The sequence below is a fragment of the Gudongella oleilytica genome (assembly GCF_004101785.1).
Classification (GTDB): domain Bacteria; phylum Bacillota; class Clostridia; order Tissierellales; family Tissierellaceae; genus Gudongella; species Gudongella oleilytica.
On record NZ_CP035130.1, the window covers coordinates 1867433 to 1892139 of the forward strand.

At 43.1% G+C, this 24707-nt stretch carries 24 protein-coding genes and 1 other annotated feature; of the genes, 5 read left to right on the forward strand and 19 right to left on the reverse strand.

What is annotated here, in order from left to right:
* Positions 1–29: 29 nt before the first annotated feature.
* The gene (locus EC328_RS09060; RefSeq protein WP_206363846.1) at positions 30–344 is read left to right on the forward strand and encodes a nitrous oxide-stimulated promoter family protein; all 315 of its coding nucleotides are present in this window, start codon (positions 30–32) and stop codon (positions 342–344) included.
* A 6-nt stretch (positions 345–350) separates the two neighbouring features.
* On the opposite strand, the gene EC328_RS09065 is transcribed toward EC328_RS09060, so the two are convergent.
* The 5 genes from EC328_RS09065 to EC328_RS09085 form a co-directional block, all read right to left on the reverse strand.
* Positions 351–1523: an AI-2E family transporter gene (locus EC328_RS09065; RefSeq protein WP_128426493.1), complete on the reverse strand. Its 1173-nt coding sequence runs from the start codon at positions 1521–1523 to the stop codon at positions 351–353.
* The gene (locus EC328_RS09070) at positions 1520–2500 is read right to left on the reverse strand and encodes a 1-aminocyclopropane-1-carboxylate deaminase/D-cysteine desulfhydrase (protein WP_240671467.1); all 981 of its coding nucleotides are present in this window, start codon (positions 2498–2500) and stop codon (positions 1520–1522) included. Before EC328_RS09070 ends, EC328_RS09065 begins: the two co-directional genes overlap by 4 nt.
* Positions 2501–2516: 16 nt before the next feature.
* Entirely contained in the window at positions 2517–3131 is a 615-nt protein-coding gene (gene lepB / locus EC328_RS09075; protein WP_164906086.1) for a signal peptidase I, read from the reverse strand.
* A 160-nt stretch (positions 3132–3291) separates the two neighbouring features.
* A complete protein-coding gene (locus tag EC328_RS09080) occupies positions 3292–3891 on the reverse strand; it encodes a histidine phosphatase family protein (RefSeq protein ID WP_128426495.1) in 600 nt (199 codons plus the stop codon).
* A gap of 12 nt (positions 3892–3903) precedes the next feature.
* Complete coding sequence (locus EC328_RS09085) at positions 3904–4410, reverse strand: GNAT family N-acetyltransferase (RefSeq protein ID WP_128426496.1); 507 nt, start codon at positions 4408–4410, stop codon at positions 3904–3906.
* A gap of 126 nt (positions 4411–4536) precedes the next feature.
* On the opposite strand from EC328_RS09085, the gene EC328_RS09090 reads away from it, so the two are divergent.
* The gene (locus tag EC328_RS09090; protein WP_128426497.1) at positions 4537–4878 is read left to right on the forward strand and encodes a 4a-hydroxytetrahydrobiopterin dehydratase; all 342 of its coding nucleotides are present in this window, start codon (positions 4537–4539) and stop codon (positions 4876–4878) included.
* A 35-nt stretch (positions 4879–4913) separates the two neighbouring features.
* Entirely contained in the window at positions 4914–5420 is a 507-nt protein-coding gene (locus EC328_RS09095) for an SOUL family heme-binding protein (protein ID WP_128426498.1), read from the forward strand.
* A 122-nt stretch (positions 5421–5542) separates the two neighbouring features.
* Here EC328_RS09095 and EC328_RS09100 read toward each other — a convergent pair whose 3' ends face one another.
* Both EC328_RS09100 and guaA (EC328_RS09105) read right to left on the reverse strand, forming a co-directional pair.
* Entirely contained in the window at positions 5543–7480 is a 1938-nt protein-coding gene (locus EC328_RS09100) for a flavocytochrome c (RefSeq protein WP_206363847.1), read from the reverse strand.
* Positions 7481–8017: 537 nt separating this feature from the next.
* The gene (gene guaA, locus EC328_RS09105; RefSeq protein WP_128426500.1) at positions 8018–9307 is read right to left on the reverse strand and encodes a glutamine-hydrolyzing GMP synthase; all 1290 of its coding nucleotides are present in this window, start codon (positions 9305–9307) and stop codon (positions 8018–8020) included.
* Positions 9308–9544: 237 nt separating this feature from the next.
* On the opposite strand from guaA (EC328_RS09105), the gene EC328_RS09110 reads away from it, so the two are divergent.
* Complete coding sequence (locus tag EC328_RS09110; protein ID WP_128426501.1) at positions 9545–11086, forward strand: histidine kinase N-terminal 7TM domain-containing diguanylate cyclase; 1542 nt, start codon at positions 9545–9547, stop codon at positions 11084–11086.
* Positions 11087–11271: 185 nt separating this feature from the next.
* On the opposite strand, the gene guaA (EC328_RS09115) is transcribed toward EC328_RS09110, so the two are convergent.
* From guaA (EC328_RS09115) to EC328_RS09150, 8 genes are all read right to left on the reverse strand, one after another.
* Positions 11272–12810, reverse strand: a complete 1539-nt coding sequence (gene guaA, locus EC328_RS09115) for a glutamine-hydrolyzing GMP synthase (RefSeq protein WP_128427038.1) — start codon at positions 12808–12810, stop codon at positions 11272–11274.
* Complete coding sequence (locus EC328_RS09120; RefSeq protein WP_128426502.1) at positions 12810–14000, reverse strand: class I SAM-dependent methyltransferase; 1191 nt, start codon at positions 13998–14000, stop codon at positions 12810–12812. Before EC328_RS09120 ends, guaA (EC328_RS09115) begins: the two co-directional genes overlap by 1 nt.
* Positions 13982–14731, reverse strand: a complete 750-nt coding sequence (locus EC328_RS09125; RefSeq protein WP_128426503.1) for an NAD-dependent protein deacylase — start codon at positions 14729–14731, stop codon at positions 13982–13984. The genes EC328_RS09120 and EC328_RS09125 overlap by 19 nt, the downstream gene beginning before the upstream one ends.
* On the reverse strand, positions 14731–15069 hold the full coding sequence (locus EC328_RS09130; RefSeq protein ID WP_128427039.1) for a DUF6054 family protein: 339 nt from the start codon (positions 15067–15069) through the stop codon (positions 14731–14733). The genes EC328_RS09125 and EC328_RS09130 overlap by 1 nt, the downstream gene beginning before the upstream one ends.
* Before the next feature lies 1 nt (position 15070).
* A complete protein-coding gene (locus EC328_RS09135) occupies positions 15071–15439 on the reverse strand; it encodes a YbaN family protein (RefSeq protein ID WP_128426504.1) in 369 nt (122 codons plus the stop codon).
* Positions 15440–15451: 12 nt separating this feature from the next.
* Positions 15452–15742, reverse strand: a complete 291-nt coding sequence (locus EC328_RS09140) for a barstar family protein (protein ID WP_128426505.1) — start codon at positions 15740–15742, stop codon at positions 15452–15454.
* Between the two features lie 11 nt (positions 15743–15753).
* Positions 15754–16275, reverse strand: a complete 522-nt coding sequence (locus EC328_RS09145) for a ribonuclease domain-containing protein (protein WP_240671468.1) — start codon at positions 16273–16275, stop codon at positions 15754–15756.
* Positions 16276–16343: 68 nt separating this feature from the next.
* Complete coding sequence (locus EC328_RS09150; RefSeq protein ID WP_164906087.1) at positions 16344–17672, reverse strand: metallophosphoesterase; 1329 nt, start codon at positions 17670–17672, stop codon at positions 16344–16346.
* A gap of 104 nt (positions 17673–17776) precedes the next feature.
* Between EC328_RS09150 and sfsA the strand changes: the two genes are divergently transcribed.
* On the forward strand, positions 17777–18460 hold the full coding sequence (gene sfsA, locus EC328_RS09155) for a DNA/RNA nuclease SfsA (RefSeq protein WP_128426507.1): 684 nt from the start codon (positions 17777–17779) through the stop codon (positions 18458–18460).
* 28 nt (positions 18461–18488) lie between these two features.
* On the opposite strand, the gene ileS is transcribed toward sfsA, so the two are convergent.
* The 4 genes from ileS to EC328_RS11535 form a co-directional block, all read right to left on the reverse strand.
* The gene (gene ileS / locus EC328_RS09160) at positions 18489–21590 is read right to left on the reverse strand and encodes an isoleucine--tRNA ligase (RefSeq protein ID WP_128426508.1); all 3102 of its coding nucleotides are present in this window, start codon (positions 21588–21590) and stop codon (positions 18489–18491) included.
* A gap of 43 nt (positions 21591–21633) precedes the next feature.
* Positions 21634–21841 (reverse strand) — a binding site (T-box leader).
* A gap of 39 nt (positions 21842–21880) precedes the next feature.
* A complete protein-coding gene (locus EC328_RS09165) occupies positions 21881–23188 on the reverse strand; it encodes an NAD(P)H-dependent oxidoreductase (protein WP_128426509.1) in 1308 nt (435 codons plus the stop codon).
* A gap of 79 nt (positions 23189–23267) precedes the next feature.
* Entirely contained in the window at positions 23268–24497 is a 1230-nt protein-coding gene (locus tag EC328_RS09170; RefSeq protein WP_128426510.1) for a BaiN/RdsA family NAD(P)/FAD-dependent oxidoreductase, read from the reverse strand.
* Positions 24498–24541: 44 nt separating this feature from the next.
* Positions 24542–24703, reverse strand: coding sequence for a hypothetical protein (locus EC328_RS11535; RefSeq protein ID WP_164906088.1), 162 nt, complete (start codon positions 24701–24703; stop codon positions 24542–24544).
* Positions 24704–24707: the final 4 nt, after the last annotated feature.

Consider the following 24707-nt stretch of genomic DNA (forward strand, 5'->3'; position numbering starts at 1 on the left):
TTATCAATAATCAGAAAGGAGAAATCATGATGCCCAATTCTAAGACTGAACAAAAAAAACTTAAGGAAAAAGAGATCATCAGTCTTATGATCTCCATTTACTGCAATGGTAACGGTCATACCAAAGGCGATTTTTGCGATTCCTGCAGAGCCCTTGAGAAATACTCACATAGAAGGATCGAAAGCTGTCCTTATTCGGATACCAAAACCTTTTGCTCAGCATGTAAGACCCATTGCTTTGCTCCTGAGGAGAGGGAGAAAATCCGCACAGTCATGAGATACTCCGGCCCGAGAATGCTCTTCCATAATCCAGTCATGCTCTTAAAGCACCTTATTCTGGGCTGACAATCATTACTTATCCACAACATAGCTTGCAGTTTCTACCGGGAGGCCCTTATCCTTAAGCCTTCTTTCTACATTGTCCTTGACTACGGAATAAATAAACACAAACAGCGGCACTCCAATGACAAGACCTATAAAACCAAGAAATTTACCTGCAACGAGCAGGGAGAACAATATCCAGAAAGCCGATATCCCGAGAGAATCACCAAGAATCTTTGGACCCAGAAAATTTCCGTCAAACTGCTGGATCAGGAGTATTTGAACCAGAAACCAGAATGCCTTTACCGGTGAAGCTGTAAGTATGATGAAGAATGACGGGACCATGCCGATAAAAGGACCAAAGAACGGTATGATATTTGTTAGGCCGACAATAAATGAGACAAGTACTGGATATGGCATCTTAAAAAATATCATGAATCCGTAGTTTATTAAGGCAATTATTGCTGAATCGAGCATCTTTCCTCCCAGGAACCTTCCGAATATATGGTCTGCACGTCTTGTCAGCTCTATTATCCTGTTGGCTCTTGGCACAGAAAACAAACCAAAGGTCATTTTCCTTGACAGAGCTTTGAACCTTTCCTTGTCTGATAAAATGTATATTGATACAATGACTCCCAATACGATATTCCATACGCTGGAAAGAACTACTGCCACTATCTCACCCAGAACGGGAAGAAGTCCTGTAAGGAATCCCATCAAATTGTTCAAAAACTCGTTCCAGTAGTCTACCACCAGGTCAAGGTATTCCTGCCTGATATTTATCCCTTCAACGAACTCGACCACCCATCCGGTAATATTATCGAAATTAGCTGTAATATCGTTTACTACCTTTATAATAGATGCGATGATTTGAGGAAATATTATCGAAACGAAAAAGTATAGAAACACAGAGATTATTGCATAAGTAATAATAATGCTTATGGGTCTTAACACCTTCAGTTTCGTCTTTTTCGGAAGGGCGGGCTTCAGCAAATATCTCTCTACCGCCTCCATAACAAAATTTACAAGATAAGCCATTGATGCACCTATGAATATTGGCTGCATGCTTTTCATTAACCCACGAACTGATTCCTTGAAAGCTCCATAGTTTGAGGCTATCAAATAAAAGGCAATGCTAAGTGCAATTACCACGAAGCTGTATATAGCTATTGTAATGTACTTTACATTCCTTTCAACCTTCATATAAGGCTCCTTGCCTCCTCAGTCCATCCGAAAAGTCCACCAGTATGGATGAAGAGAATATTCTTATAGTTCTTAAGATTACCATTCTTGATCTCAGAATATAGACCATACATCGCCTTCCCGGTGTAGACCGGGTCCAAAATTATACCCTCAGTCATTGAGAAATGCCTTATAAAGTCTATCTCTTCCTTTCGGCTTAAGGCATATCCAAGCCCCGGGTATCCATCTATGATTTTAATATCACCAGGTTCCAGCTTCGACCCTGCTCCAGTCATCTCACCGATTTCCTCAAGAAGACCCATCACGATCTCCCTGAATCCCTCTGCGGTTCCTGCTATGTTAAATCCAATAATATCCTTCCTGTTTCCATTTATCTCATTTCCATAAAGAAGTCCCGAGAAGGTTCCTCCTGAGCCAACAGTAGCTACTATTGCATCAAACTCTATGCCCATTTTCTCTTCCTGCTCAAGGATCTCATTGAATGCATTTATATAGCCGAATGAACCGATGCCGTTTGAAGCTCCTTCAGGAAGTATATATGCCTTATGCCCCTCTAATGCTAGCTTATCAGCCTCCTCCTGCATGATCTCTCCCCTTGAGCTGGAGTACTCCTCGGGAGTAATGAATCTTACTGTTGCCCCGAGTATTTTGTCTAGAAACAGGTTCCCCTCAGCTACCTGACGCTCAGTACCCCTTAGAACCAGTCTTGAGCCCATGCCCAGTCTTGCCGCAACCGCTGCAGTTGCCCTTGCATGGTTTGACTGTATGCCTCCGCAGGTAATTAGGTAGTCACAGCCCGAATCTATAGCCTCCTTCACAGCGAATTCAAGCTTTCTGACCTTGTTCCCCGATATTTCGGAACCGGTCTGATCATCTCTCTTGATCCAAATATCGACTCCAAGCTCCTCGCTGAACCTGTCGAGGTGATCGATCCTGGTAGGTAAATTGGCAAGTTCAATTTTCTTCGGCATCCTCATACTATCGCTCCTCCCATTATTGGACTGCTCCTGCCTTATCTATGGGAAAGAATCTGTATACAACCTTTCCCTTAAGCTGACTAAAGCTTATAAAACCAAGATTTCTGCTGTCAAGACTGTTGCCTCTGTTGTCGCCCATTACAAAGACCTTTCCTTCAGGAATGACTTCCTCCTCCATGCCCATAGCCACCGTGTAGGTTTCGCCATTTACATAATCCTCTGACAAGGCTTCGCCATTGAGATAGACCTTGCCATCAGCTATAAGTATCCTGTCACCCGGAATCCCTATGACCCTCTTGATCAATATATTTTTTTCAGCAGGTCTTCCCAGCCTATAATTTATGCTGTTGGCAATTTCCTCAAGCTCATTTATCATATTTATAAAAATCCCGCTCTTAACAGAGTTCTTGTTGAGGATTACAACATCGCCTCTCTCCGGACCTGACAAAATATATCCCAGCTTATATACGAAGACCCTGTCATTCTCTTGAAAGGTTGGTTCCATCGACTGCTCTTTTACCTGAGTAACCGTAGCTATATTCGATACTATAAAAAGAGCTACAAACATGGCAACAGCTAAAGAAATCAACCAATCCGCCATTTCACTGCCCTTTCCTTTTCTTTCCTTCAAATATATCATCCCTTTACATGATTTCTTTATCGCTTCCTGAAAAATCCAACTATGAAAATAATCATTATAACAGCAAACAATCCCAGAATAACAAACGGCAATATACTCATAAGGATACTCCCTTCAGCCATATAATGATCCTGCCAATTAAGAACTGATACTACAGGTGGTCAGCATCCGCTGCCCTAATGATCCTATAACCTTTATCAGTAAGTTCCAGCTCTGTCAGTGAAGTCCCCAGAAACACTGGAATTTTAGCAAATCCATCCATTCCCTGACCGCTGATTATCGTCATTAAAGCACGTATGGTCACACCATGTGTCACTACAAGTACATTTTCCTCTCCACAGGACCCTATAGTTTCAAGAGCTTTTGACGCTCTGTCAAAAAGCTGCTCAATATTTTCACCACCTACAGAGGTATACCTGTCGGGATCAGTTTTATAGGTGCTGTATTCTAAAGGATACAAAGTCTCTATCTCTGAAATGGTCATACCCTCCCAGCTCCCAAAATTCAGTTCTCTAAGGCTGCTTAACACTTCAATGGGAATGCCCCTGTCCTTAGCAATGATTTCAGCAGTTATCAACGCTCTTTTCTGGTCACTGGAAAATACTCTGTCCAATCTTATGCCCTGAAGCCTCTTTGCCAGTCTCTTAGCGCTTCTCAGCCCATTATCAGTTAAAGGTGAGTCCTTCCACCCCTGCAGCCTCTTCTCAACATTCCACACGGTTTCCCCGTGTCTTACAAGATATATCCTCAATGAAGAACCTCCCTAAAACTCACTGGCAAGCTTTGTAAGTGCATCACCTGTGACTCTGAAAACCGTCCATTCATCCATAGGTATGGCACCTATACTCTTATAGAAGTCGATCGAGGGCGTATTCCAGTCAAGACACCACCATTCGAATCTCCCACAGCCTCTGTCGAGAGCAAGCTTCGCAAGATATGAAAGCAACAGCTTCCCGATCCCTCTTCCTCTCATTTCAGGTCTTACATAAAGGTCCTCCAGGTATAACCCGGGTCTTCCCAGGAAGGTTGAAAAGTTATGGAAGAACAAAGCAAAGCCTACAGGCTCACCATCCAGTTCAGCTATTACAACCTCTGCTGCCTTTTTCTCAAAAATTGTCTCCAATAATATCTCTTCTGTTGCTACGACTTCATTTAAAAGCTGTTCATAATCTGCAAGCTCCTTTATGAACCTAAGTACCAGGCCTACATCTTTTCTTTCCGCAAGCCTTATACTTACTCCCTCGATTCTTGTTACGATTGACTCTCCCATATTATGACCCCCTAAATATCATTGTAATAATTATATCACAAACTGCTGTAATGGGGTAAACAATAAGGGCCGTCAGCTTATATTTGGGTATAAATGATATTGGAATACATGAAAGGAGGAATCGATATGTCAGATCTTAGGGACAAAAAATGCACACCCTGTGAGGTAGGGGCAATCCCGATGCTGCCATTCGAGGTCGAGGAAAATCTTAGGAAGCTTCACATGGACTGGGAAAGCAAGGACGACAAGCATATAGAGAGAAAATTTACTTTTAAGGACTTTATGGGTGCCATGGAGTTTGCAAACAAGGTTGCCATGCTTGCTGAAGAGGAAGGTCACCATCCAACGCTCACAATTGCATGGGGAATGGTGAGAGTGAAGCTCTACACAAGTAAAATAGGCGGACTCCACGAGAATGATTTTATCCTTGCGTCGAAAATCGATCATATAGCTGAAAAAGAGGCCTAACCCGGCCTCTATAAAACATAAAAAGGAGCTTCTTTATGGGAAGATATGAAACGCCCGACTACTCAGTTGTATTAAGTGAGGACAGCTTTGAAATACGTGAATATAGTGAATTCAATGTAGTGGAATACGACAACGATGCTGGCCCTTATATTTCCAGGGGCTTTGGTACTTTGTTCAGCTACATCTCAGATAACAACAAGCAGAATCAAAAGATTTCAATGACAGTACCTGTAATTGAGGAAATAAGACAGGATAAAATGAAGATGGCATTTGTCGTCTCCAAAAAACTTAAGGATAATATCCCTGAGCCTAATGATAAAAACCTCAAGATCAGGAAATTCGATTCAGGTATGTTTGCAGTGATTAAGTACGGCGGTTTCTCAAACAATGACAAGGAATCAAAAATGATTCAAAGGCTGGAGGAATGGTATATGGGCAAGGGATATATAAGGATTTCCAATTATATGCTGGCTTTTTTTAATCCACCCTTTACACCTCCCATGTTTCGAAGGAATGAGATAATGGTAAGGGTAGAAAAATAGTAGCTATTTTCCTACCACCTTCTATTGGTTCATAATTGAATTTGGTTTAATAAACAAGCTATGTTAGCATGCTAACATAGCTTGTTTTAAAGTATAGTCTTTGTATAAATTTAATCAGACGATTATTTTTGAACGAATTCCGGGAGATTTCCCGTTACTGATACCTCAGCAGCTATATAGCCGTGAACTAAAGCATCTGGTATTGCATTAGAGCCAAGTCTGTTAGTACCATGAACTCCACCAGTAATTTCTCCTGCTGCATATAATCCTGGTATTACATTTCCCCAAATATCTTGAACTTCTGTCTTTTCTGTAATTGTAAGCCCTCCCATAGTATGATGAACTGAAGGCCACTGAGGAATTGCATAATAAGGACCCTTTTCAATTTTAAGCATAACACCCTTATCAATTACTTTACCAAAATCAGGATCTTTACCTGCATCAACGTATCCATTATGAGTTTCAATTGTTGATTTTAATGTCTCACGATTCATGCTGATGGTTCCATCTTTATATTTGTTAGAATTGATAATATCAGCTAACTCTTCCAGTGTATCAGCCTTAAATATTCGGTTTTCAAAAATTCCATTTTCTAGTTGCTCAGCAGAAATAAACCCTGCTTTTTCAACAATTTCTTGCCCAAATATTGAGAATGTCGGGAACCCACCACTATTCTGAGCAGCTCTTGAGCAAACGTCACGTCTTTCGCCCTCGTTTACATAACGATTGCCATATTGATCAACATATACGATTCCTGCACTTGGACCGCTAAAAGGAATAACTGCATAAGAATCCAGTACTCCATTGTTAGGATTGGCAAATGGATAAAGCTGAATATAAGACATCTGCGTTGTATTTGCTCCAACCTCTTGAGCCATTATTATTCCTTCACCAGTTGCACCAACATGGTTTGTTGTAGGAATATCAGAAGTAAGAGCTGGTACATGTTTTGAACGCATTTCTACATTTCCAGCAAATCCACCGGTAGTAAGAATGACCCCTTTTTCAGCTTTTACATTTTTAATACCATCTTGTGTTTCAATTTTAATCCCAACAACTCTTTGTTCACCAGTTGATTCTCTATAAATTTGAGTCATCTTTGAATTCAACATAATTGTTGCTGATGTCTGCTCTAGCATTTTCTTTTGAACATTAACTATATCTGCACCAATTCCATTGATTGTAGTATAAGTTCTATAACCATAGTGACCTCCAGGCCTTGTAATAGACTCACGTACTTGAAGGCCGTTATCAAGCATTAAATCCAACATGATCGGAGAACCATATACAAAGTTTTTTACCAGCTTTACATCACCCATGTAGTCTCCGCCCTTAATGGTGTCTTCTATGTGTTTTTCAGCAGTGTCGGGAGTTAGGCCTAGCTTAACATATAGATCATCTGCTATTTTACTGGTATAAGAAGCCCAAACTCCACCGTTTATCTGCGAGTTTCCTCCTAGTACCGGCATTTTATCTATAAGGAGTGTACTGGCTCCAAGTGTAGATGCTTGATAGGCAGCTGATAAACCTGCAAAGCCCCCTCCAACAACTACAACATCATAAGTCATGTCCCATTCCTCTGGTATTTCTTTTGTTCCCATTGAAGGCCTTGAATTTTCTGCTTTGCCATCTGAAATATCGGCTATATCAAACTCAGATACTATCCCACCAGCTTGTTCTATAGCTGATTTAACCGCTGATATTATAGCATTGCTTGTTAATGTAGCACCTGAAATAATGTCAATACCTATACTTTGTTCCTCAACAATTTTTATCGGTATGTCTTTTATTGCTGCATCTGATACACCTGGTGTTTCCTCGTGGGATACAATTTCAACCCCATCAATAGATTTCTCGCCCAGTATTACCTTAACTTGCATGGGCTTCATCCCTGTAACATCAATGATATACTCTCCTGCTTTCATTGGTGTTACATTTACTTCTTGTTCGTTGCCTTGACTTGGAGTTTCGGTATCATCCGTTTTAGGTGTGCAAGCGGCTAAAGAAAATAGCATACACATAGCTAAAATCAGTGATACCAGTTTGAATGATTTTTTCACAAACATCTTCCTTTCGTAGTTTAAGTTTATAGTTAATAATATTGTTAATATTTTAACGTTTTAATACTGTTGAGACTATATTAAAAGTTAAAATCCTCCAATATTTTAACATCGCATAAGTAAATATGTATTGAAATGTGCCTATATTTCAATATTTTGTAGGCATAGTTAACTATGTTTATATTCTAACATCTCCCTCTTGTTTCGTCAATATATTAACAATAATAGAGTGCTAATTTATAAATAAAGGGATTCTCTCATGAGAATCCCAAACTATAAACGATTTCTTTTAGCAATTATCATCTTATATTGATCCAATATCGATCTAAGGATATTCCTTCGGTATAATTTCATCAGTAAAACAAAGGTTTAAGAACACTAATACAATAAACCTATTCTCATTAGGCTATTAAATAAAGCTTCGGATGCTAGCCTGCTTCAATCTCCAAGCCTTCCTACAAGTGCAATCAAAGCTCTGGATCATATGATGATCCTCTCTCTGTGGCAGTCGTAATAAAATGACCTTTAGTCCTATTTTTATTCCCATTCGATTGTCCCCACTGGTTTTGGAGTGAGATCATAGAGAACTCTGTTTACTCCTTTTACCTCATGGGTGATCCTGTGGGTTATTATTTCAAGTACGTCATATGGGACTCTTTCAACCGTAGCAGTCATGGCGTCAACTGTATTTACGGCACGGATAACCACCGGCCATTCAAAGCTGCGTTTGTGGTCTCTTACTCCAACCGACTTTACCTCTGGAACTAGCGTAAAGTATTGCCAAACCTTGCCCTCCATACCAGCCATTGCAAACTCCTCCCTAAGTATTGCATCTGACTCCCTAACTGCTTCAAGCCTGTCTCTAGTTATTGCTCCAATACACCTTACTCCAAGACCTGGCCCCGGGAAGGGCTGTCTGAACACCATTGATCTTGGAAGTCCAAGAGCAAGGCCGCATTCTCTTACCTCATCTTTAAAAAGCATCTTAAGCGGCTCAACCAGCTCAAATTCAAGGTCCTCCGGCAGTCCGCCTACATTATGATGGCTCTTCACTGCCTTCACTGTTTTTGTGCCGGATTCTATGATATCGGGATAAATAGTGCCTTGTGCCAGGAACTTTACATCCTCCAGCTTTCTGGCTTCATCTTCAAATACCCTTATAAATTCTGAGCCTATGATCAAGCGCTTCTCCTCAGGATCTGCGACTCCCTCAAGCTTGTCCAGGAAGCGATCCACAGCGTCTACATAGACAAGATTAGCTCCCATTTCTTCCCTGAACACCCTTATTACCTCTTCTGGTTCTCCCTTTCTAAGCAGTCCATGGTTTACATGAACACAGGTGAGTTGCTTTCCTATGGCCTTAATAAGGAGAGCTGCGACTACAGATGAATCAACTCCTCCTGAAAGTGCCAACAGCACCTTGCCATCTCCAACCTGTTCCCTGATAAGAGCTACCTGCTCAGTTATAAAGTTCTCCATATTCCAGTTTGGCTCTGCCTTACATGTATCAAAGACAAATTCCTTCATCCTTTGGATCCTAAGGCACTCTTCCTTCGGCCAAGGCATACCCCCATCAAAATCGACTGAAAGTATAGGCAGGCCAGCTTCCATAAGAGCTTCTGATGGCTTTATTTCAACTCCGTCTACTACCCTGTTCTCACCACCATTTAGAACGATCCCTTTTATATTCGTGATTTTTGACAGTTCATCTGTAGAAATATCATGGGGATGGATTTCCGTATAAACTCCTAGCTCACGTATTTCCCTTGCTATGTAGGTGTTTCTGGTACTACCAAGATCGATCACAAGTATTTTATCCTGTTTCATAGTCTACCTCCTCGATTAATGGACATATTGTAACACAACTACTTAAAACAATACAGGGTATAAATGCTAAATTTAGATACATTTATAATTTTTGTATTGAGTATCAAAGATATGCCGTGTTAATATATTAAAGAAAAGATTAAGACAGAGTTAAACCACTGGATACAAGAGCTAAAAGTTGAAGACAGTTTATATTGATATGGATACAAATAGATTCCATAATTTGAGGAGCCCGGAATGATCAGGAATATCTTAAGTATTTATCTGTTCTCAAGTGTAATTTTTCTATCGATAATGTTTGTCTACTCTTATTCAAGGGGAAAATCTGCCTTTGCAAAGGCATTTGGTTTTCTTGCTCTGACCCTTGACATCTACCTTCTTGGCTATCTGTTGGAGGTAAATGCGGAGACTATTGATTCCATGATGTTCTGGAATCAAATCCAGTACTTTGGAATTCCATTCTTCCCGGGATTCTGGCTTATGGTTAGCCTTCTGTATACCGGTCGCATCAAATATTTATGGAGTAAGACAAGTATAGTTGTCTTTATAATACCTGTAATCACCTTCTTTATGAGGTTGACTAATGATTTTCACCACTTATTCTACTCCAGGGTAGTAATGAACGTAATGGGTGATTTTACATTCCTAGTATTGGGCAAGGGACCCTGGTATTATGTTCAAATGCTGTACTCCCTCTCAGTTCTGATCCTTTGCACAACTTTCTATTATCAAAAGCTTATTAAAACCACCAGGCAAGAAAGAAAGCAATTTGAGCTTCTTTTCATAGCGTCGATAATACCCTATGCAGCTCTTGTACTCATCATTATCGATCCTGGAAAACTGGGGATAGACTATACTGCAATAGTACTGCCACCATGTATCTTACTTATCAACTATGCTCTTTCCCGCTATAATTTTTTAGGGCTGAAACAGCTCGCTCGAGAAAGGGTATTTGAGGAAAGCCAAGAAGGCTTGATACTTATGGACAGACACTATATAATAAGAGATTTTAATGCTTCCAGCATGCTATACTTTTCGCTCTTTGGTGTGAAGCTTAAAAATGAGGACTTGGGGTTGGTATTAGAAGACCATGAAGAAATGCTCCATAGCATCTACTCAAGGAAGCCCAGCGTACATACAATAACTTCGGATGATGAAGAATATTATATTGAATTTTCGACAAAGGATATTGGTAAAAAGGACGAACTGGCTGGTATACTTCTGACCATTGAGGACGTAACCCTAAGCGAGAAGCTGGAGCTTCAACTGAGAGAACTGGCGCAGACTGATGAGCTGACCGGGCTTAATAACCGCAGGTATTTCATGGAAGAAACCAGCAAAATACTTGGTCGTGCGCTTAGGTATGAGGAAAAACTATCTATGCTTATGATGGACATCGACCATTTCAAGTCAATAAATGATACCTATGGTCATTCCTGCGGAGATCTTGTTCTCAGTACACTTGCAAAAATTATCAAAACAACATATCGTTCAACTGACATAGTTGGCCGTTTTGGAGGAGAGGAATTTGTTGTTGCGATGATAAACACGACAGCTGAAGAGGCTTACGACAGGGCAGAATCATTGAGATCCGCTGTTGAAGACCTGAGGATCAAATGTCAGGATAATGAACTCCGGGTAACTATAAGCATTGGCATAGCTGAGCTTAAGAAGGATAGATGTGAAAAACTGGATGAGCTTTTGAACTTTGCGGACAGTGCAATGTATCAGGCGAAGGAACGTGGTAGGAATCAGACTGTGATATATTTTGATCAATGAATGGGAGTAAAAATATGATCTTCAGTCATATTTTTACGACTACCACAGTGATTGGATCATATATGATCCAGAGCTGATGGTAGCCCTTCGGCGAGGATCAGGAGATGAAAGCGAGCCAATTTGTCGAAGCTTGAGTCCATGATCTACCGTGAATGGGAATAAAAAAAGGACTCGAGTCCTTTTTTTTACTCCCACTCAATAGTAGCCGGGGGTTTATTGGTTATATCGTATACTACTCTGTTTATGTGCCTTACTTCGTTTACGATCCTGCTTGAGATGTGTCCGAGGATATTCCAGGGAATCTGAGCAAATTCTGCAGTCATGAAGTCTATGGTGGTTACTGCTCTAAGTGCCAGGGTAAAGTCGTAGGTCCTTCCATCTCCCATAACTCCAACGCTTTTAGTGTTTGTAAGAACTGCAAAATACTGATTTATATCTGTATCGAGAGCTGCAGCTGCAATTTCTTCCCTGAATATAGCATCCGCTGCCTGAAGTATCTTGACTCTCTCCTCGGTTACCTCTCCAATTATCCTTACAGCAAGTCCCGGCCCAGGGAATGGCTGTCTGAAGACTAGCTCCTTCGGCAGTCCAAGCTCTAAGCCAACTTTCCGCACCTCATCCTTGAAAAGATCCCTTAATGGCTCGATAATCTCCTTGAAGTCGACGTAATCCGGAAGACCTCCAACGTTGTGATGGCTCTTTATAACAGCTGAGTCTCCCAGGCCGCTTTCGATTACATCGGGATAAATAGTGCCCTGTACAAGGAAGTCAACCGACCCGATCTTTTTAGCTTCCTCCTCGAATACACGGATAAATTCTTCCCCGATTATTTTTCTCTTGGTTTCAGGGTCTGTTACTCCTGCAAGCTTGTCGTAGAATCTCTGCTGCGCATTGACCCGTATAAAATTCAGATCGTAATCCTTCGAGAATATCTCCTCAACCTGATCCCCTTCATCCTTACGCATCAAGCCATGATCCACGAATATACAGGTCAACTGCTTTCCAACTGCCTTTCCGATAAGTACAGCTGCAACTGAGGAATCGACCCCTCCTGAAAGTGCACAAAGTACCTTCTTATTCCCTATTTTCTCCTGAAGCTTCTTAATGGACTCCTCAACAAACTCATCCATTTTCCAGTCGCCCTTGCATCCGACCACGTTGAATACGAAGTTTGAAAGTATCTTGTTTCCTTCTTCAGAATGAAGAACCTCAGGGTGGAACTGTACTCCATAAAGCTTCATCTCTTCGTTCTCAAATGCTGCTGTCGGGCATGTCTTTGTGACTGCTGTAGCCTTAAAGTCCTCAGGCATTTTCTGAACGTAGTCAGTGTGACTCATCCAGCAGGTTGATTCCTTTTTGACTCCAGTCATAAGCCTGGACTCGGGATCCACTACCTCCAGCTTGACCTTTCCATATTCCCTTGCAGACGCAGCCTCAACATTCCCTCCAAGTACATAAGATATAAGCTGAGCTCCGTAGCATATCCCAAGGATAGGAATTCCTGATTCCAGCAGCTCCCTTTCTACAGAAGGCGCTCCTTTTTCATACACGCTGTTGGGACCGCCCGTAAATATGATCCCCTTAGGATCCATAGCCTTAAGCTTATCAAGACTGATGGTATAAGGATGGACCTCGCAATACACATTCATTTCCCTTACTCTTCTGGCAATCAGCTGATTATACTGACCTCCAAAATCAAGGACTATGATCGTTTCTCTCTCCATCAAAACCTTTCCTCCCCCTGAACTTTGAAATAATCTCCCATATAGCTCTCAATAAACAGCTCCTCCAGACCCCACTCACTCTTCAGCTGCTTGTATTCAAGGATAGTTTCCGGTCTGTAGGCCTCATGTGTCCTTACGGCTCTGATCATGATGTTCTTTGGAGTATGCTCCATATCAACAAACTCCAATATCTGCACCTGGTAGCCTAATATTTCAAGTATACTCCCCCTGATACTGTCTGTCACCAGAGAACTTAATCTCTCCTTTATTATTCCGTGCTTTAGCATGCCATTAAGCTCCGGATTTTTTATCTTCGAAAACAGCTCATGCTGGCAGCAGGGAACGCTCATAATGACCCTTGCACCCCATTGGGCTGCCTTTACCAGAGCAATGTCCGTAGCAGTGTCGCAGGCATGTAATGTGACAACCATATCAATGTCGGATCCAGGGACATAGTCGGCAATATCTCCACAGATAAACTTAAGATTTTCATTGCCAAGCTTCTCAGCGGTATCGTTGCAAAAATCGATCACGTCCTTCTTAAGATCCATACCTATAATATTTATATCCAGTCCCCTTATAACAGACAGATAATGATAAAGAGCAAAGGTCAGATAGCTCTTTCCGCATCCAAAATCAACTATTTTGATCGTTCCATTATCCTTAAGGGTATCCGCAACATCCTCTACAAGCTCAAGAAATCTGTTGATCTGCCTGAATTTGTCATACTTTTTCTTGTATACTGTGCCCTCTGGCGACATTACTCCAAGATGCACAAGATAATCTACAGGTTCGCCATCCTGAAGTATATAGTTCTTTTTTCTGTCGTGGGTAAGATCTACCAAATGCTTTTTAGAAGAAACCTCCTTGATCCTGGTAGCACCTTTTTTACTTACCAAAACCTGATATTCTCCATCGGTAGTCTTGAAATCTCCCTGCTTGAAGTCATTGAGCAGAAGCTGCTCAGCCAGTTCTATGGCATCCTCAGGATCCAGATTTTCGTGGGTCACCTTTTTTTGGTAGTGTCTCTCAAACTGAAACCTTGTAGTCCCCTTCTGATCAAAGGGCTTAATTGTTACCTTAAGAGGGCTTTCCTCAGTCTTTCTTTTTCTATTGCTTATAATTGCTTTGGACAGGCTCCCCTGTAGAAAAAGCCTGTCCAGCAGATCTCTCAATCCATTATCTTCCATTCCTTAGTCAACTCCTCCATAACAGTGCCAATAGGCTCTCTAAGCACAAAGTCTGCTTTAAGATCATAGCTTGTCTCAGTCTTATTCATCAAAACAAGGCAATCGCCTCTGTAGTAGTCCACCAGACCAGCGGCCGGGTAAACATTGAGAGATGTACCGCCTATGATCAGTATCTCCGATTTGCTGATATAATCAATAGCTCTGTCGAATACCTCCATATCAAGGCCTTCTTCATAAAGCACCACATCAGGCCTGACCACTCCGCCGCACTTCGGGCACTTGGGAATACCCTCTGCATCGAGGACATGCTCCAGGCTGTAGGTCTCACCACAGCTTACGCAGTAGTTTCTATGGATCGATCCGTGAAGCTCAAGCACGTTTCTTGATCCTGCCAGCTGGTGAAGTCCGTCGATATTCTGGGTTATAACAGCCTTAAGCTTTCCCATTTTCTCAAGCCTTGCAAGAGCTATGTGAGCTTTGTTCGGGAGCGCATCCTTGTAAATCAGATTACTCTTATAGTAGCTGAAGAACTCACCTGTATAGCTTCTGAAAAAGCTGTAGCTTAACATCTCTTCAGGTGTGAAGCCCCTGCTCCCTTTAGAGCTGTATAGTCCCTTGGCTGAGCGAAAATCAGGTATCCCGCTTTCGGTTGAAACCCCTGCCCCGCCCAGGAATACAATATTATTGCTGTCAGCTATTCTTTTTTTCAGGGCAATCATTTGATCCTTCATTATCTATCCTCTCCTACAATGTAGTCCTTGAGAGACCTCCTTACGCTTTCAACGAAGTCACTGGCTGCACCCCAATCAAAATTGATAACCAGCCCCTGGGAACTCCCAGTAGATATTACTCTTAAGTCCGTCACCCCTTCAAGATTGTCCAGAATAACTATAAGAGCAGCCCTGTTGCTTGATCTGAAGAAATATTTCTCAAAGATCAGGGTTCCTGTAAGCTTTCCATCACCTATATCAAGTATTTCCTCGTGTACCAGCTCAGAATTTTGACCTTCTTTGATAAGCTCCATTGCCTGGATCAAAGGTAAACTCACTTTAAAGCCTGCTTTACTCATGTCAATCATCCCCCTTCTCCGTTTTTATCCTGAATATGAAGTAATAGTGCTTGAAAACATCCACTGTTATAAGCATCACCTTAAGCCAAGGCTTCTCAACGGTGAAAATACTTAGCCATATCATTGACGATGACAACGTTGAAAGCAATATTTTGGTCTTAAGTGTCATGGAGCGCTTTTTCTCAAAATCCTCAAGATTATTCTTATATAGCTTTGTTGATCTGAACCACGTGCTGAACCTGTCTGAGCCCTTCGCAAGGAAAAATGACCCCAGAAGAAGCAGCGGAGTTGTTGGAAGCACAGGTATAAAGGCACCTACTGCCCCTATTGAAATAGATAAAAAGCCAAGTGATATATAGACTAACTTCATTTAACCATTCCTTTAAGAGTATCTTCTTATAGTTATAAACTCAAGCCTTATATGGCTGTTGTGCTCTGAAAGCTCTCTGAGTGCAGCGATTACAGCCTTGCTGTAGGTTTCAGTATCGGCTTCGTCATGGTCCTCCCAATTGTATATGCAAAGCCTTAAGTCTTCCTTAAGATAGCTCATTGCATCCCACATTGCATCGAGGTTGTTTCCGTGGTATTCGGGAAGCTGAACCTTCTTCTTCATATAAGGGTGGAACGTCTCTTTATGGTGAAATTTTTTGAAATCCAGCAAAATTGTCCTCATACCCCGCCTCCTCAATAAAGTTGCTCAAAGGATTCATAGTGATCCTCAGTGTAAAAAATAAGTCCATCATTGGAGTACACAAGCCTTTCGCTGCCTCTGTAGCCTCCCTCGTAGTTTATGTCGCACTCAAAGTAGATCCTGCCGTCCTCCTCAGGAAGCAGCTTTTCCCTGTTGCTGAATCTGTCCCCGCCTATGCTCATTTTATCCGTAACATCCCATAGATTCCCCTTTTGAGGATCCCATCCAAGCTTTGAAGCCTCGGACTTGGTAATGTAGTTGTCGGGAAGCCTGCCATAGGTGTGAAGGTAAAGTGCCACATCCTCAGCCGAGGTATAATAGCCGTTCTCGTCAGGCTTTGAAGTCTCCTCAGGTGACTCCGAAGGCTCCTCAGACTGTTCAGATTCCTCAAGCTGCGGCAGCTCCACTTCTATCGTTTCCGGTTCCTCTACAGCCGTACTGCACCCGGTGAATGCTGCAAGCATTATTAGTATGATCAATAATAGTGAAAGCTTGCCTCTATATTTATGCATCATCTGTATTCCTCCTGATAATAGTCTCCTTACTTCTTACCCTAATGAGACTGAAATAAAAACCAGCTTCATTACTCTGTCCCCAGCTTGAGCTTTGTTGAATCCATATCTACGCTGTGGACTATGCTGTAGACGAAGTCGTAAAGGTATTCTGATTTGGTCTTTATGAACAGCTTATATATCGGGGCTTCAAGAAGGTCCTTTTTTATGGGGTATACTGTTCCCTCAAACTGTCTCAGATTAAGGTCCCTTACCATCAATGCCATTTCCTCTATCTCAAACTCAGTATATATTCCAAGGAGCTCAAGCTCTTCCCTGGCGATGTTATATGGTCTCCTGCCAAAGGTTTCCTCTGCGTAGCTGTTAAAGCCAAGCAGGTTAGGATCCTCCTTTTTTTGCTCTTTTGCCCATGTTTCAACATCCACTCTCTGCTTGCTGTATTCAAATCCTCCATCAGCGCTGTACTGAAGGACCCCGTACTGATGTGGGTAGACTATAAGAGCGCTGTTGACTATGTCATATACCTTAGGATCCTCGGGATCGTCCCTCTTTATATCCTGGATATGGATATGCCCGCTGAGGTTCAGCTCTATTCCAAGCTCCCTGAAAAGCTCCACTACATCCGTGGTGTTGCTCAGGTACGTCCCGGTTACATCCCGGGTGCTGTGTCTCATCAACGGATGGTGCATAACTGAGATCAGCTTTGCGCCCTTAGCCTCTGCCATCTCAGCACACTCCCTGATCCACTTTGCAGTTTCCTCAGTTATATATCCATCTCCTGTCGGCATGCTGAAATCCCCGAAGTACTTGTTTGAGTCAAGCATCAGGAGCCACAGATCCTCCGAAGGCGCAGCCAGGTAGCTCAATGTCTTTTCATCGAAGGATATTCCCTCATCGTATCCGAAGCTTCCGTATATCTCCCTGAAATCCTCATGGGTTATATTCTCAGCCGAATATGGAGCGCCCTCCCTGTATCCGTTTGCCCAGATGCTTAATACGTCGTGGTTGCCGGGGATCACATAAACCCTTGTGCCCAGTTTTTCGATCCGGAGGAACCTATCCGATAGCTCCCTGTGATTCACAGCCTCGCCATTGTAGGTAAGGTCTCCGCTTACGATAAGTATGTCCGGTTTTTGCTCCTTGATATCCTCATAAAAGGAATCCATTATCTCCTCTGAGTAAAGCAGCTGCTTCCCATCCCTTGTAACCGCAAAAGCATCGAAGCCTTCACTAAAGTCTGTAAGGCTCTTGTCGAAGTAGTGGAGATCAGTTGCTATAAAAATCCTGATGTCACTTCCTGACTCTATGACAGCCTCAGGACCGCTTCTGTTAAAGCCAATAAAGGCAATGACTGCAGCCAGGCCGATTACTATAATAAATGAAAGCTTCCTTATTTTCATACAGTACCTCATTCTCAGTTTTTGCTCACCAATTGACCCTATCGGTTGTCCGAAAGCATTTATCGTGATAAGCTTAAGGATATTGTAGCATATGGAGGGCCGTTATGTATTATCAAAAGGTAGTGGAAGGAATATTTATAGAAAGGCCAAATAGATTTATTGCAAGGGTCTTGCTGCCTGAGGGAGAAGTTATCGCTCATGTCAAAAACACCGGAAGGTGCAGGGAACTTCTGATTCCCGGTGTTAGGGTATATCTTGAGGATCATGGGGAAAATACCCTGCGGAAGACAAGGTATTCCTTAATTTCAGTATGGAAGAAAGACATGCTGATAAATATGGATTCGCAAGTGCCAAATGCCGTTGCTGCAGATGCTCTTAAAAGAGGGTTGATCACTGAGCTTCCTGAGACAGACCTGATAAAAAGAGAGAAAACCTTCGGCGATTCCAGATTTGATATTTATTATGAAAGCGGACAGCGAAGGGGATTTCTTGAGGTAAAGGGAGTTACTCTTGAGGAGGATGGAGTTGCAAGGTTTCCGGATGCCCCCACCGTAAGAGGGACAAAACACATAATGGAGCTTATTAAAGCAAAGGAGGAGGGCTATGAAGCCTCGATCCTGTTCCTCGTCCAGATGGAGGGTCCCAAATACTTTGAGCCAAACAAAAGCATGGACCCCGGCTTTGCAGATGCGGTCAAGCTTGCAAAGAGTAGAGGCGTCAGGGTACTTGCCTACGACTCTATAGTTACCCCGAATACAATATACATTGGAAAAAGTCTTAAAAAATAACAGCCCGCAAAAATGCGGGCTGTATCCTTTAGTTTTTCTCAAGAAGCATACCGGTTTCTAATCCGTTAAGATCCTGCTTCTCCATATCGGTCTTATCTGATGCAATGATTTCTGTTGCCAGAGTCTCAGTTTTTATAAACTCCTCGTATTCCTTAACAGCTTCTCTGATCGGCTCTTCTCCGTTATAGAATATCCTGATGGTATCGAGTATCTCGTAGCCGTTAGCCTTTCTCATCTGCTGGACCTTGGATATAAACTCCCTTGCATAGCCCTCATCCAAAAGCTCCTTGGTAAGAGTAGTGTCCAGGATCACGAAAAGGTTGTTTTCCATTACCACGTTGAAGCCTTCCTTGGAGGAAATTGTTACCTGTACGAAATCCTTCACTATCTCGGTGTCTGCTCCGTCAAGATTCATCGTTACCTTGCCTTCCCTTTCCAGAAATCCGGCAAGTTCCTTGGCGTCAGCCTCAGCCAATGCCTTTCCAAAGGACTTTATCTTAGATCCCAGTGTAGGACCCGCTTCCTTGAAGTTCGGCTTAAGGGAGTAGTTCATAAACTGTGAAAGGTCCTTCTCAAATACGACCTTCTTCACGTTAAGCTCCTCCATCATAAGCGGTACAAGGTCACCGATAAGCTCCTCATATTTCCCGTCTATAACCACCTCGTTAAGAGGTTGTCTTACCTTGATCCTTACGTTCTCCCTGGATGCTCTTCCAAGAGCCACAAGGTTCCTTACAAGATCCATTTTATCCTCAAGGTTCTTATCTATAAGCTCAGCTCTTGCCTGGGGATAGAAGTCTATGTGGACCGACTCGCCGCCGGTAAGGTTTCTGTAAAGCTCCTCTGATATAAATGGAACGAACGGCGCAATGATCTTGCATAGGTCTACCATTATCTCATAAGTTGTATTGTATACCGACTTCTTGTCGTCGTCAAGCTGAGTTGACCAGAACCTTCTCCTGTTTCTTCTTATATACCAGTTTGAAAGGTCCTCTATGACAAACTCCTGGATAGCCCTTACAGTCCTTGTAAGCTCGAATATGTCCATATTCTCCTTGGACTCACTCAAAAGCGTATTGAACTTCGAAAGTATCCATCTGTCTATCTCAGGTCTTTCCTCATATGGCACGAAGAACTCCCTTGGGTCTATGTCGTCAGTGTTTGCATACATCGAGAAGAAGTTGTACACGTTTCTGATGCTTCTGAAGAATTTGGATTCAACCTCCTTCAAGCCGTCCTCGTCGAACTTGGTCGGTGTCCATGGCGGTGATACATATATCAGGTACCATCTCAATACGTCAGCTCCGTATCTGTCGAACAGATCGAAAGGATCTACCGTATTGCCTCTTGACTTGGACATTTTCTTTCCGTCCTTGTCCAGAACGAGGTCGTTTACCAGTACATTCTTATATGGCGACTGCCCCATTACAAAGGTGGATATCGCTATAAGTGAATAGAACCAGCCTCTTGTCTGGTCGATTCCCTCGCATATAAAGTCAGCGGGGAAAAGCGTGTCAAAGTCGTCCTTGTGCTCAAATGGATAATGATGCTGAGCAAACGGCATGGCACCGCTGTCGAACCAGCAGTCTATTACATCCTTCTCCCTGGTCATCACTCCATCGCAATGAGGACAGTTGAAGTGGATATCGTCGACATATGGCCTGTGAAGATCTATATCAGGGCTTACTTCCACTATTGCCCTGTCTATAAGCTCCTGCCTTGACCCTACGCTGTCTGTGTGTCCGCATTTGTCACATCTCCATATGGGGAATGGTGTACCCCAGTATCTGCTTCTTGATATTGCCCAGTCGTTTACATTCTCAAGCCAGTTTCCGAACCTCTTCTCACCGACGAAATCCGGGAACCAGTTTACGCTGTTGTTGTTTGCCACAAGCTGATCCTTCAGCTTGGTCATCTCTATATACCAGGACGGCTTTGCGTAATACAAAAGCGGAGTCCTGCATCTCCAGCAGTGTGGATAGTTGTGGTCAATCTTTTCCTTCTTGAACAGCTTGCCGTTCTCCTTGAGCCATGCGATTATGTGCTTGTCGGCATCCATAACGAACATATCTGCCCATGGGGTCTCGGTGAATTTTCCTTCCTCCGATACCGGATTTACGACAGGAAGTCCATATCTCATTCCTGTATTGTAGTCGTCCTCGCCAAAGGCCGGTGCCGTATGAACTATGCCTGTTCCATCCTCAGTTGTAACATAATCTGCAACAGTAACGTAGAATGCCTTGCCTGGAACCTTCACAAATGGTATCAGCTGCTCATACTCAAGGTGCTCAAGGGTGCTTCCCTTCATTTCCTCAAGTATCTCATAGTCCTCACCGAGATTCTTGTCAGCAAGAACCTTTGCCAGGATGTATACCACATCATCCTTCTTAGCTCTTACATAGGTTTCCTCAGGTGATACAGTTACGCATACGTTTGAAGGAAGAGTCCATGGTGTAGTTGTCCATGCCAACAGGTATTCATCCCTGTCCTTGACCTTGAACTTTACAGTTACAGTCTCAGTCTTTATCTCCTCGTATCCAAGGGCTACCTCGTGTGATGCAAGTCCTGTACCGCATCTTGAGCAATATGGAAGGATCTTGTGTCCCTCATATATATAGCCTTCCTTGTAGAACTTGTCCAGTATCCACCAGACAGATTCGATATAGTCATTATCAAGGGTTACATAGGGATTATCCATGTCGATAAGGTATGCCATTCTCTCTGTCATCTCTCTCCAGAGCTTCTCATACTTCCATACCGACTCCCTGCATTTTGCATTGAATTCTTCAAGTCCGAAGTTTTCAATGTCCTGCTTGCTCTCAAGGCTAAGCTGCTTCTCAACCTCGATCTCTACCGGCAGTCCGTGGGTATCCCAGCCCGCCTTTCTCTTTACCTGATAGCCCTGCATAGTTTTGTATCTGCACGTCAAATCCTTAAGAGTCCTGGCCATAACGTGATGGATCCCCGGCTTGCCGTTGGCTGTCGGAGGTCCCTCATAGAAAATGTAGGTCTTCTCAGGGTCTCTTGATTCAACTGATCTGTGCAGAAGGTCGATTTCTTTCCAATACTTGGATATGCTGTCTTCTCTTGACTTTACAGGTTCGTTTGACAACTCATTAAACCTTTTCACACTCACCACTCCTTCACTAAAATTAAAATCCCTAAGTCAAAGACTTAGGGACGAAATATCGCGGTACCACCCAAATTACAGGAACATCCTGTCACTCATTATTGTCTAACGTCTACACGCAGCACCTTACTTTTTTCAGGTGCCAAGCTCCGGGGTGATCTTCACCGAGTTCGACATGACGCTCTTTCACCATTCCTGAACGCCTCTCTATAATGTCTCGTCTCAACTACTGTCCCCTTCACAGCCCTATATTCGATTGTACGCTTGTGTAATAATATACCCGAAGGACTCTATTTTGTCAAGTCCTCAGCCATTTCTTCCTGAAGCTGCCTCAGCCTGAATATCTCGGTGGTCTGATCAAGCTCGACCATGTCGTAGGTCAGGAAGTCACCCTTCTTTACATCTACCTTAATCCTTGCGTTATCGTTAATAAGACCTATTGGAACAAGCTTCTCTTCCCTGGCCCTTCCGTACTCCTCAATGCTTCCAAATACGGTATATTCACCTATACCATCCAGATGCTCCCCTGCCTTAAGGTCCTTCTTGGCTCTTGTTATCACCTCAGCTACCGGCAGGTCTCCCTTGGGAACTATTGAGCCTTCCCCGTAAATTGCTGCCTTTGCTATTGAAATTGGGGTCTCGAGGCTTGTCAGGTGGTATGGCCTGAAGAGCACGTAGTTGGGACCATCCCCCATTTTAAGGAACCTCATCTCGCTGTGTACCTGCGGCTGATCTGTAGTGATTACGGCATACACGCCAGGTGCCACGCCAAAGGTAAAATCTACGATTCCATAGCCGTTAAGGATCCCGCCTTCCTCCTTAAGGGAATAGATCCTTGGTAGCTCTTCCACAGTCCCTGTTGGCCCGTGGCCTCCCCTTACATCCGGGATGAAGCCCGATGCATTGGCCATAGCAGCCATTTCAACCATGGTATTTGTAGCGTCTATAAATGAAGCAAGCCTAAGCGGCTTAAGACCTGAGGCCTTGGCTTTTTCCTCGACCTGATCTGGCGTTACGTAGAAATCCAGAGGATTGTTCTTTCCTTTTCCAAGGGCAAGGACCTTAAAGCCTGAAGCCACAGCGAAGTCATAAAGCTCCATTGCAGCGCCTGGCTCATCCCCTGCAGAACCTGTATATACCACTCCTGCCTTTTTTGCGAGCTTATTCAGGTATGGACCTGCAACAACGTCAGACTCAACGTTAAGCATAACAACGTGCTTCCTGTTGTCGATAGCGCCAAGGGCGATCCTTGCTCCTGTTTCTGGGACCCCGGTGGCATCGACCACCACATCCACAAGATTTGCCTTCAAGGCAAGTGCGTAGTCGTCAGTAACTACGAACCTCTTCATTTCCATCCCTATATTTATATCTTCAACGCTCTTAGCAACAACGATCTGTTCTCTGCCTATTCCCGCCAGCTGGAATGCCTTCAATGAATCCTCCAGCTTGTGGCTCGCAACCACGGAGGGCTCCATCCCCTTGACTCTGAGCAGCTGGCTAACCAAGCCCTTACCCATCATCCCGGCACCTACAAGACACACCTTGATAGGCCTATTCTCTTTTTCCAACTCCTCCAGCTTTTTCCTTAGTCCAAGCATAGCTTCCTCCTGAAATTTCGCTTAGGACGTTATATAAACAATCCTATTCTATAATAAACCTGTTGAACCAGCATTTCAACTAAAATTTGACGCTTGCACTGTTCCCGGCAATGTAGCCGCTTGTCCAGGCCCACTGGAGATTATATCCTCCGCAGTCGCCATCAACATCGAGAAGCTCACCTGCAAAGTACAACCCCTTTACAAGCCTCGATTCCATTGTCGCAGGATCGATATCCTTTGTGAGCACCCCTCCTGCAGTAGTCTGAGCCTGCCCCCAGCCGTTGTGCCCAATCACTTCAAAGCTCCAGCAGGTCAAAATATGAGCTATGCTCCTTAGTTCATCCACAGAAATATCCTTAGCCAATTTATCCTTATCAAGCTTTAACTCTTTAATGACAGGTATAATGAGCCTCTTATTTACCATTCCGATCAGGAAATCCTCAAGTTTTTTTTCAGGCATCCAGCCTCTTCTCTTCTCCAGATAACCCAACAGCTCCTCCTCGGACCTATTGAGGATGATGGAAACATCCAGTCTGACCCGCCTGGATCCTTCAAGTGCAATAACTGCTTCCCTGCTAAGCTGAAGGATCGGCGGACCGCTTATGCCGTAATCTGTGAAAAGTATGTCCCCATGATCCTCCTTGATAAGCTCTCCATCGATAAAAAGCGAAGCCTTTCCGACAACCTTTGTGCCATTTATCTGCTTTAGTTTGTCGCTCTTAAGCTTAAGCTGAACAAGAGATGGAGTCGCCGGGATAACCTTATGCCCAAGTGATTTGGCGATGGGGTAACCGTTGCCGTCAGATCCGGATACAGGCATGGCCATTCCGCCGGTTGCAAGGATCACCCTGTCAGCAGCGAGGCTTTCACCTGATTTAAGATATACCTTGAATTTTCCGTCCCTCGCAATCTTAGATACGCTACAATTTACCCTTACCTCTACACCAAGCCTGTCAGCTTCGTATCTAAGGACATCAAGGACTGAGGAAGCCTGGAACGACAGCGGATAGATCTTGCCGTTGTCCTCTGATGCAGGAGCAATTCCAAGATGCTCAAAAAATTCTATAACAGAGTCTCTTCCAAATATTGAAAGAGCCTTCTCAATAAACGCCTTATCTGTACCATGAAAATGTACCAACCTTACATCCTCATTGGTGTAGTTGCATCTTCCATTCCCTGTGGCAAGGAGCTTTTTACCTACCCTGTCATTCTTTTCAAGGATGGTAACCTCAGCACCATTTCTTGCAGCAACAATGGATGCCATAAGTCCGGATGCCCCTCCGCCGACTATTATTATTTTGTTCTTCATTGTAATCACCTGACCTGTATGAAAAGTATAGGGCTATGTATAGATTATATAGAAGTATCCCCATAATGGCTATGGGGATACGGGAATTTTGTTGGTTGAGATAGAGAAAGCTTCAATTGTGTTAGCTCTATTGCTAATACTACTCTTCCATAACTGGAATTATAAAGTTTTGTAAGAATATCTATAAAATGAACTTTATCGAACATTGTA

Coding starts and splice junctions, on each gene's coding strand:
- EC328_RS09060 (WP_206363846.1), top strand. CDS start 30: ATGCCCAATTCTAAGACTGAACAAAAAAAACTTAAGGAAAAAGAGATC.
- EC328_RS09065 (WP_128426493.1), bottom strand. CDS start 1,523: ATGAAGGTTGAAAGGAATGTAAAGTACATTACAATAGCTATATACAGC.
- EC328_RS09070 (WP_240671467.1), bottom strand. CDS start 2,500: ATGAGGATGCCGAAGAAAATTGAACTTGCCAATTTACCTACCAGGATC.
- EC328_RS09085 (WP_128426496.1), bottom strand. CDS start 4,410: ATGGGAGAGTCAATCGTAACAAGAATCGAGGGAGTAAGTATAAGGCTT.
- EC328_RS09090 (WP_128426497.1), top strand. CDS start 4,537: ATGTCAGATCTTAGGGACAAAAAATGCACACCCTGTGAGGTAGGGGCA.
- EC328_RS09095 (WP_128426498.1), top strand. CDS start 4,914: ATGGGAAGATATGAAACGCCCGACTACTCAGTTGTATTAAGTGAGGAC.
- guaA (WP_128426500.1), bottom strand. CDS start 9,307: ATGAAACAGGATAAAATACTTGTGATCGATCTTGGTAGTACCAGAAAC.
- EC328_RS09110 (WP_128426501.1), top strand. CDS start 9,545: ATGATCAGGAATATCTTAAGTATTTATCTGTTCTCAAGTGTAATTTTT.
- guaA (WP_128427038.1), bottom strand. CDS start 12,810: ATGGAGAGAGAAACGATCATAGTCCTTGATTTTGGAGGTCAGTATAAT.
- EC328_RS09120 (WP_128426502.1), bottom strand. CDS start 14,000: ATGGAAGATAATGGATTGAGAGATCTGCTGGACAGGCTTTTTCTACAG.
- EC328_RS09125 (WP_128426503.1), bottom strand. CDS start 14,731: ATGAAGGATCAAATGATTGCCCTGAAAAAAAGAATAGCTGACAGCAAT.
- EC328_RS09130 (WP_128427039.1), bottom strand. CDS start 15,069: ATGAGTAAAGCAGGCTTTAAAGTGAGTTTACCTTTGATCCAGGCAATG.
- EC328_RS09135 (WP_128426504.1), bottom strand. CDS start 15,439: ATGAAGTTAGTCTATATATCACTTGGCTTTTTATCTATTTCAATAGGG.
- EC328_RS09140 (WP_128426505.1), bottom strand. CDS start 15,742: ATGAGGACAATTTTGCTGGATTTCAAAAAATTTCACCATAAAGAGACG.
- EC328_RS09145 (WP_240671468.1), bottom strand. CDS start 16,275: ATGATGCATAAATATAGAGGCAAGCTTTCACTATTATTGATCATACTA.
- EC328_RS09150 (WP_164906087.1), bottom strand. CDS start 17,672: ATGAAAATAAGGAAGCTTTCATTTATTATAGTAATCGGCCTGGCTGCA.
- sfsA (WP_128426507.1), top strand. CDS start 17,777: ATGTATTATCAAAAGGTAGTGGAAGGAATATTTATAGAAAGGCCAAAT.
- EC328_RS09165 (WP_128426509.1), bottom strand. CDS start 23,188: ATGCTTGGACTAAGGAAAAAGCTGGAGGAGTTGGAAAAAGAGAATAGG.
- EC328_RS09170 (WP_128426510.1), bottom strand. CDS start 24,497: ATGAAGAACAAAATAATAATAGTCGGCGGAGGGGCATCCGGACTTATG.
- EC328_RS11535 (WP_164906088.1), bottom strand. CDS start 24,703: ATGTTCGATAAAGTTCATTTTATAGATATTCTTACAAAACTTTATAAT.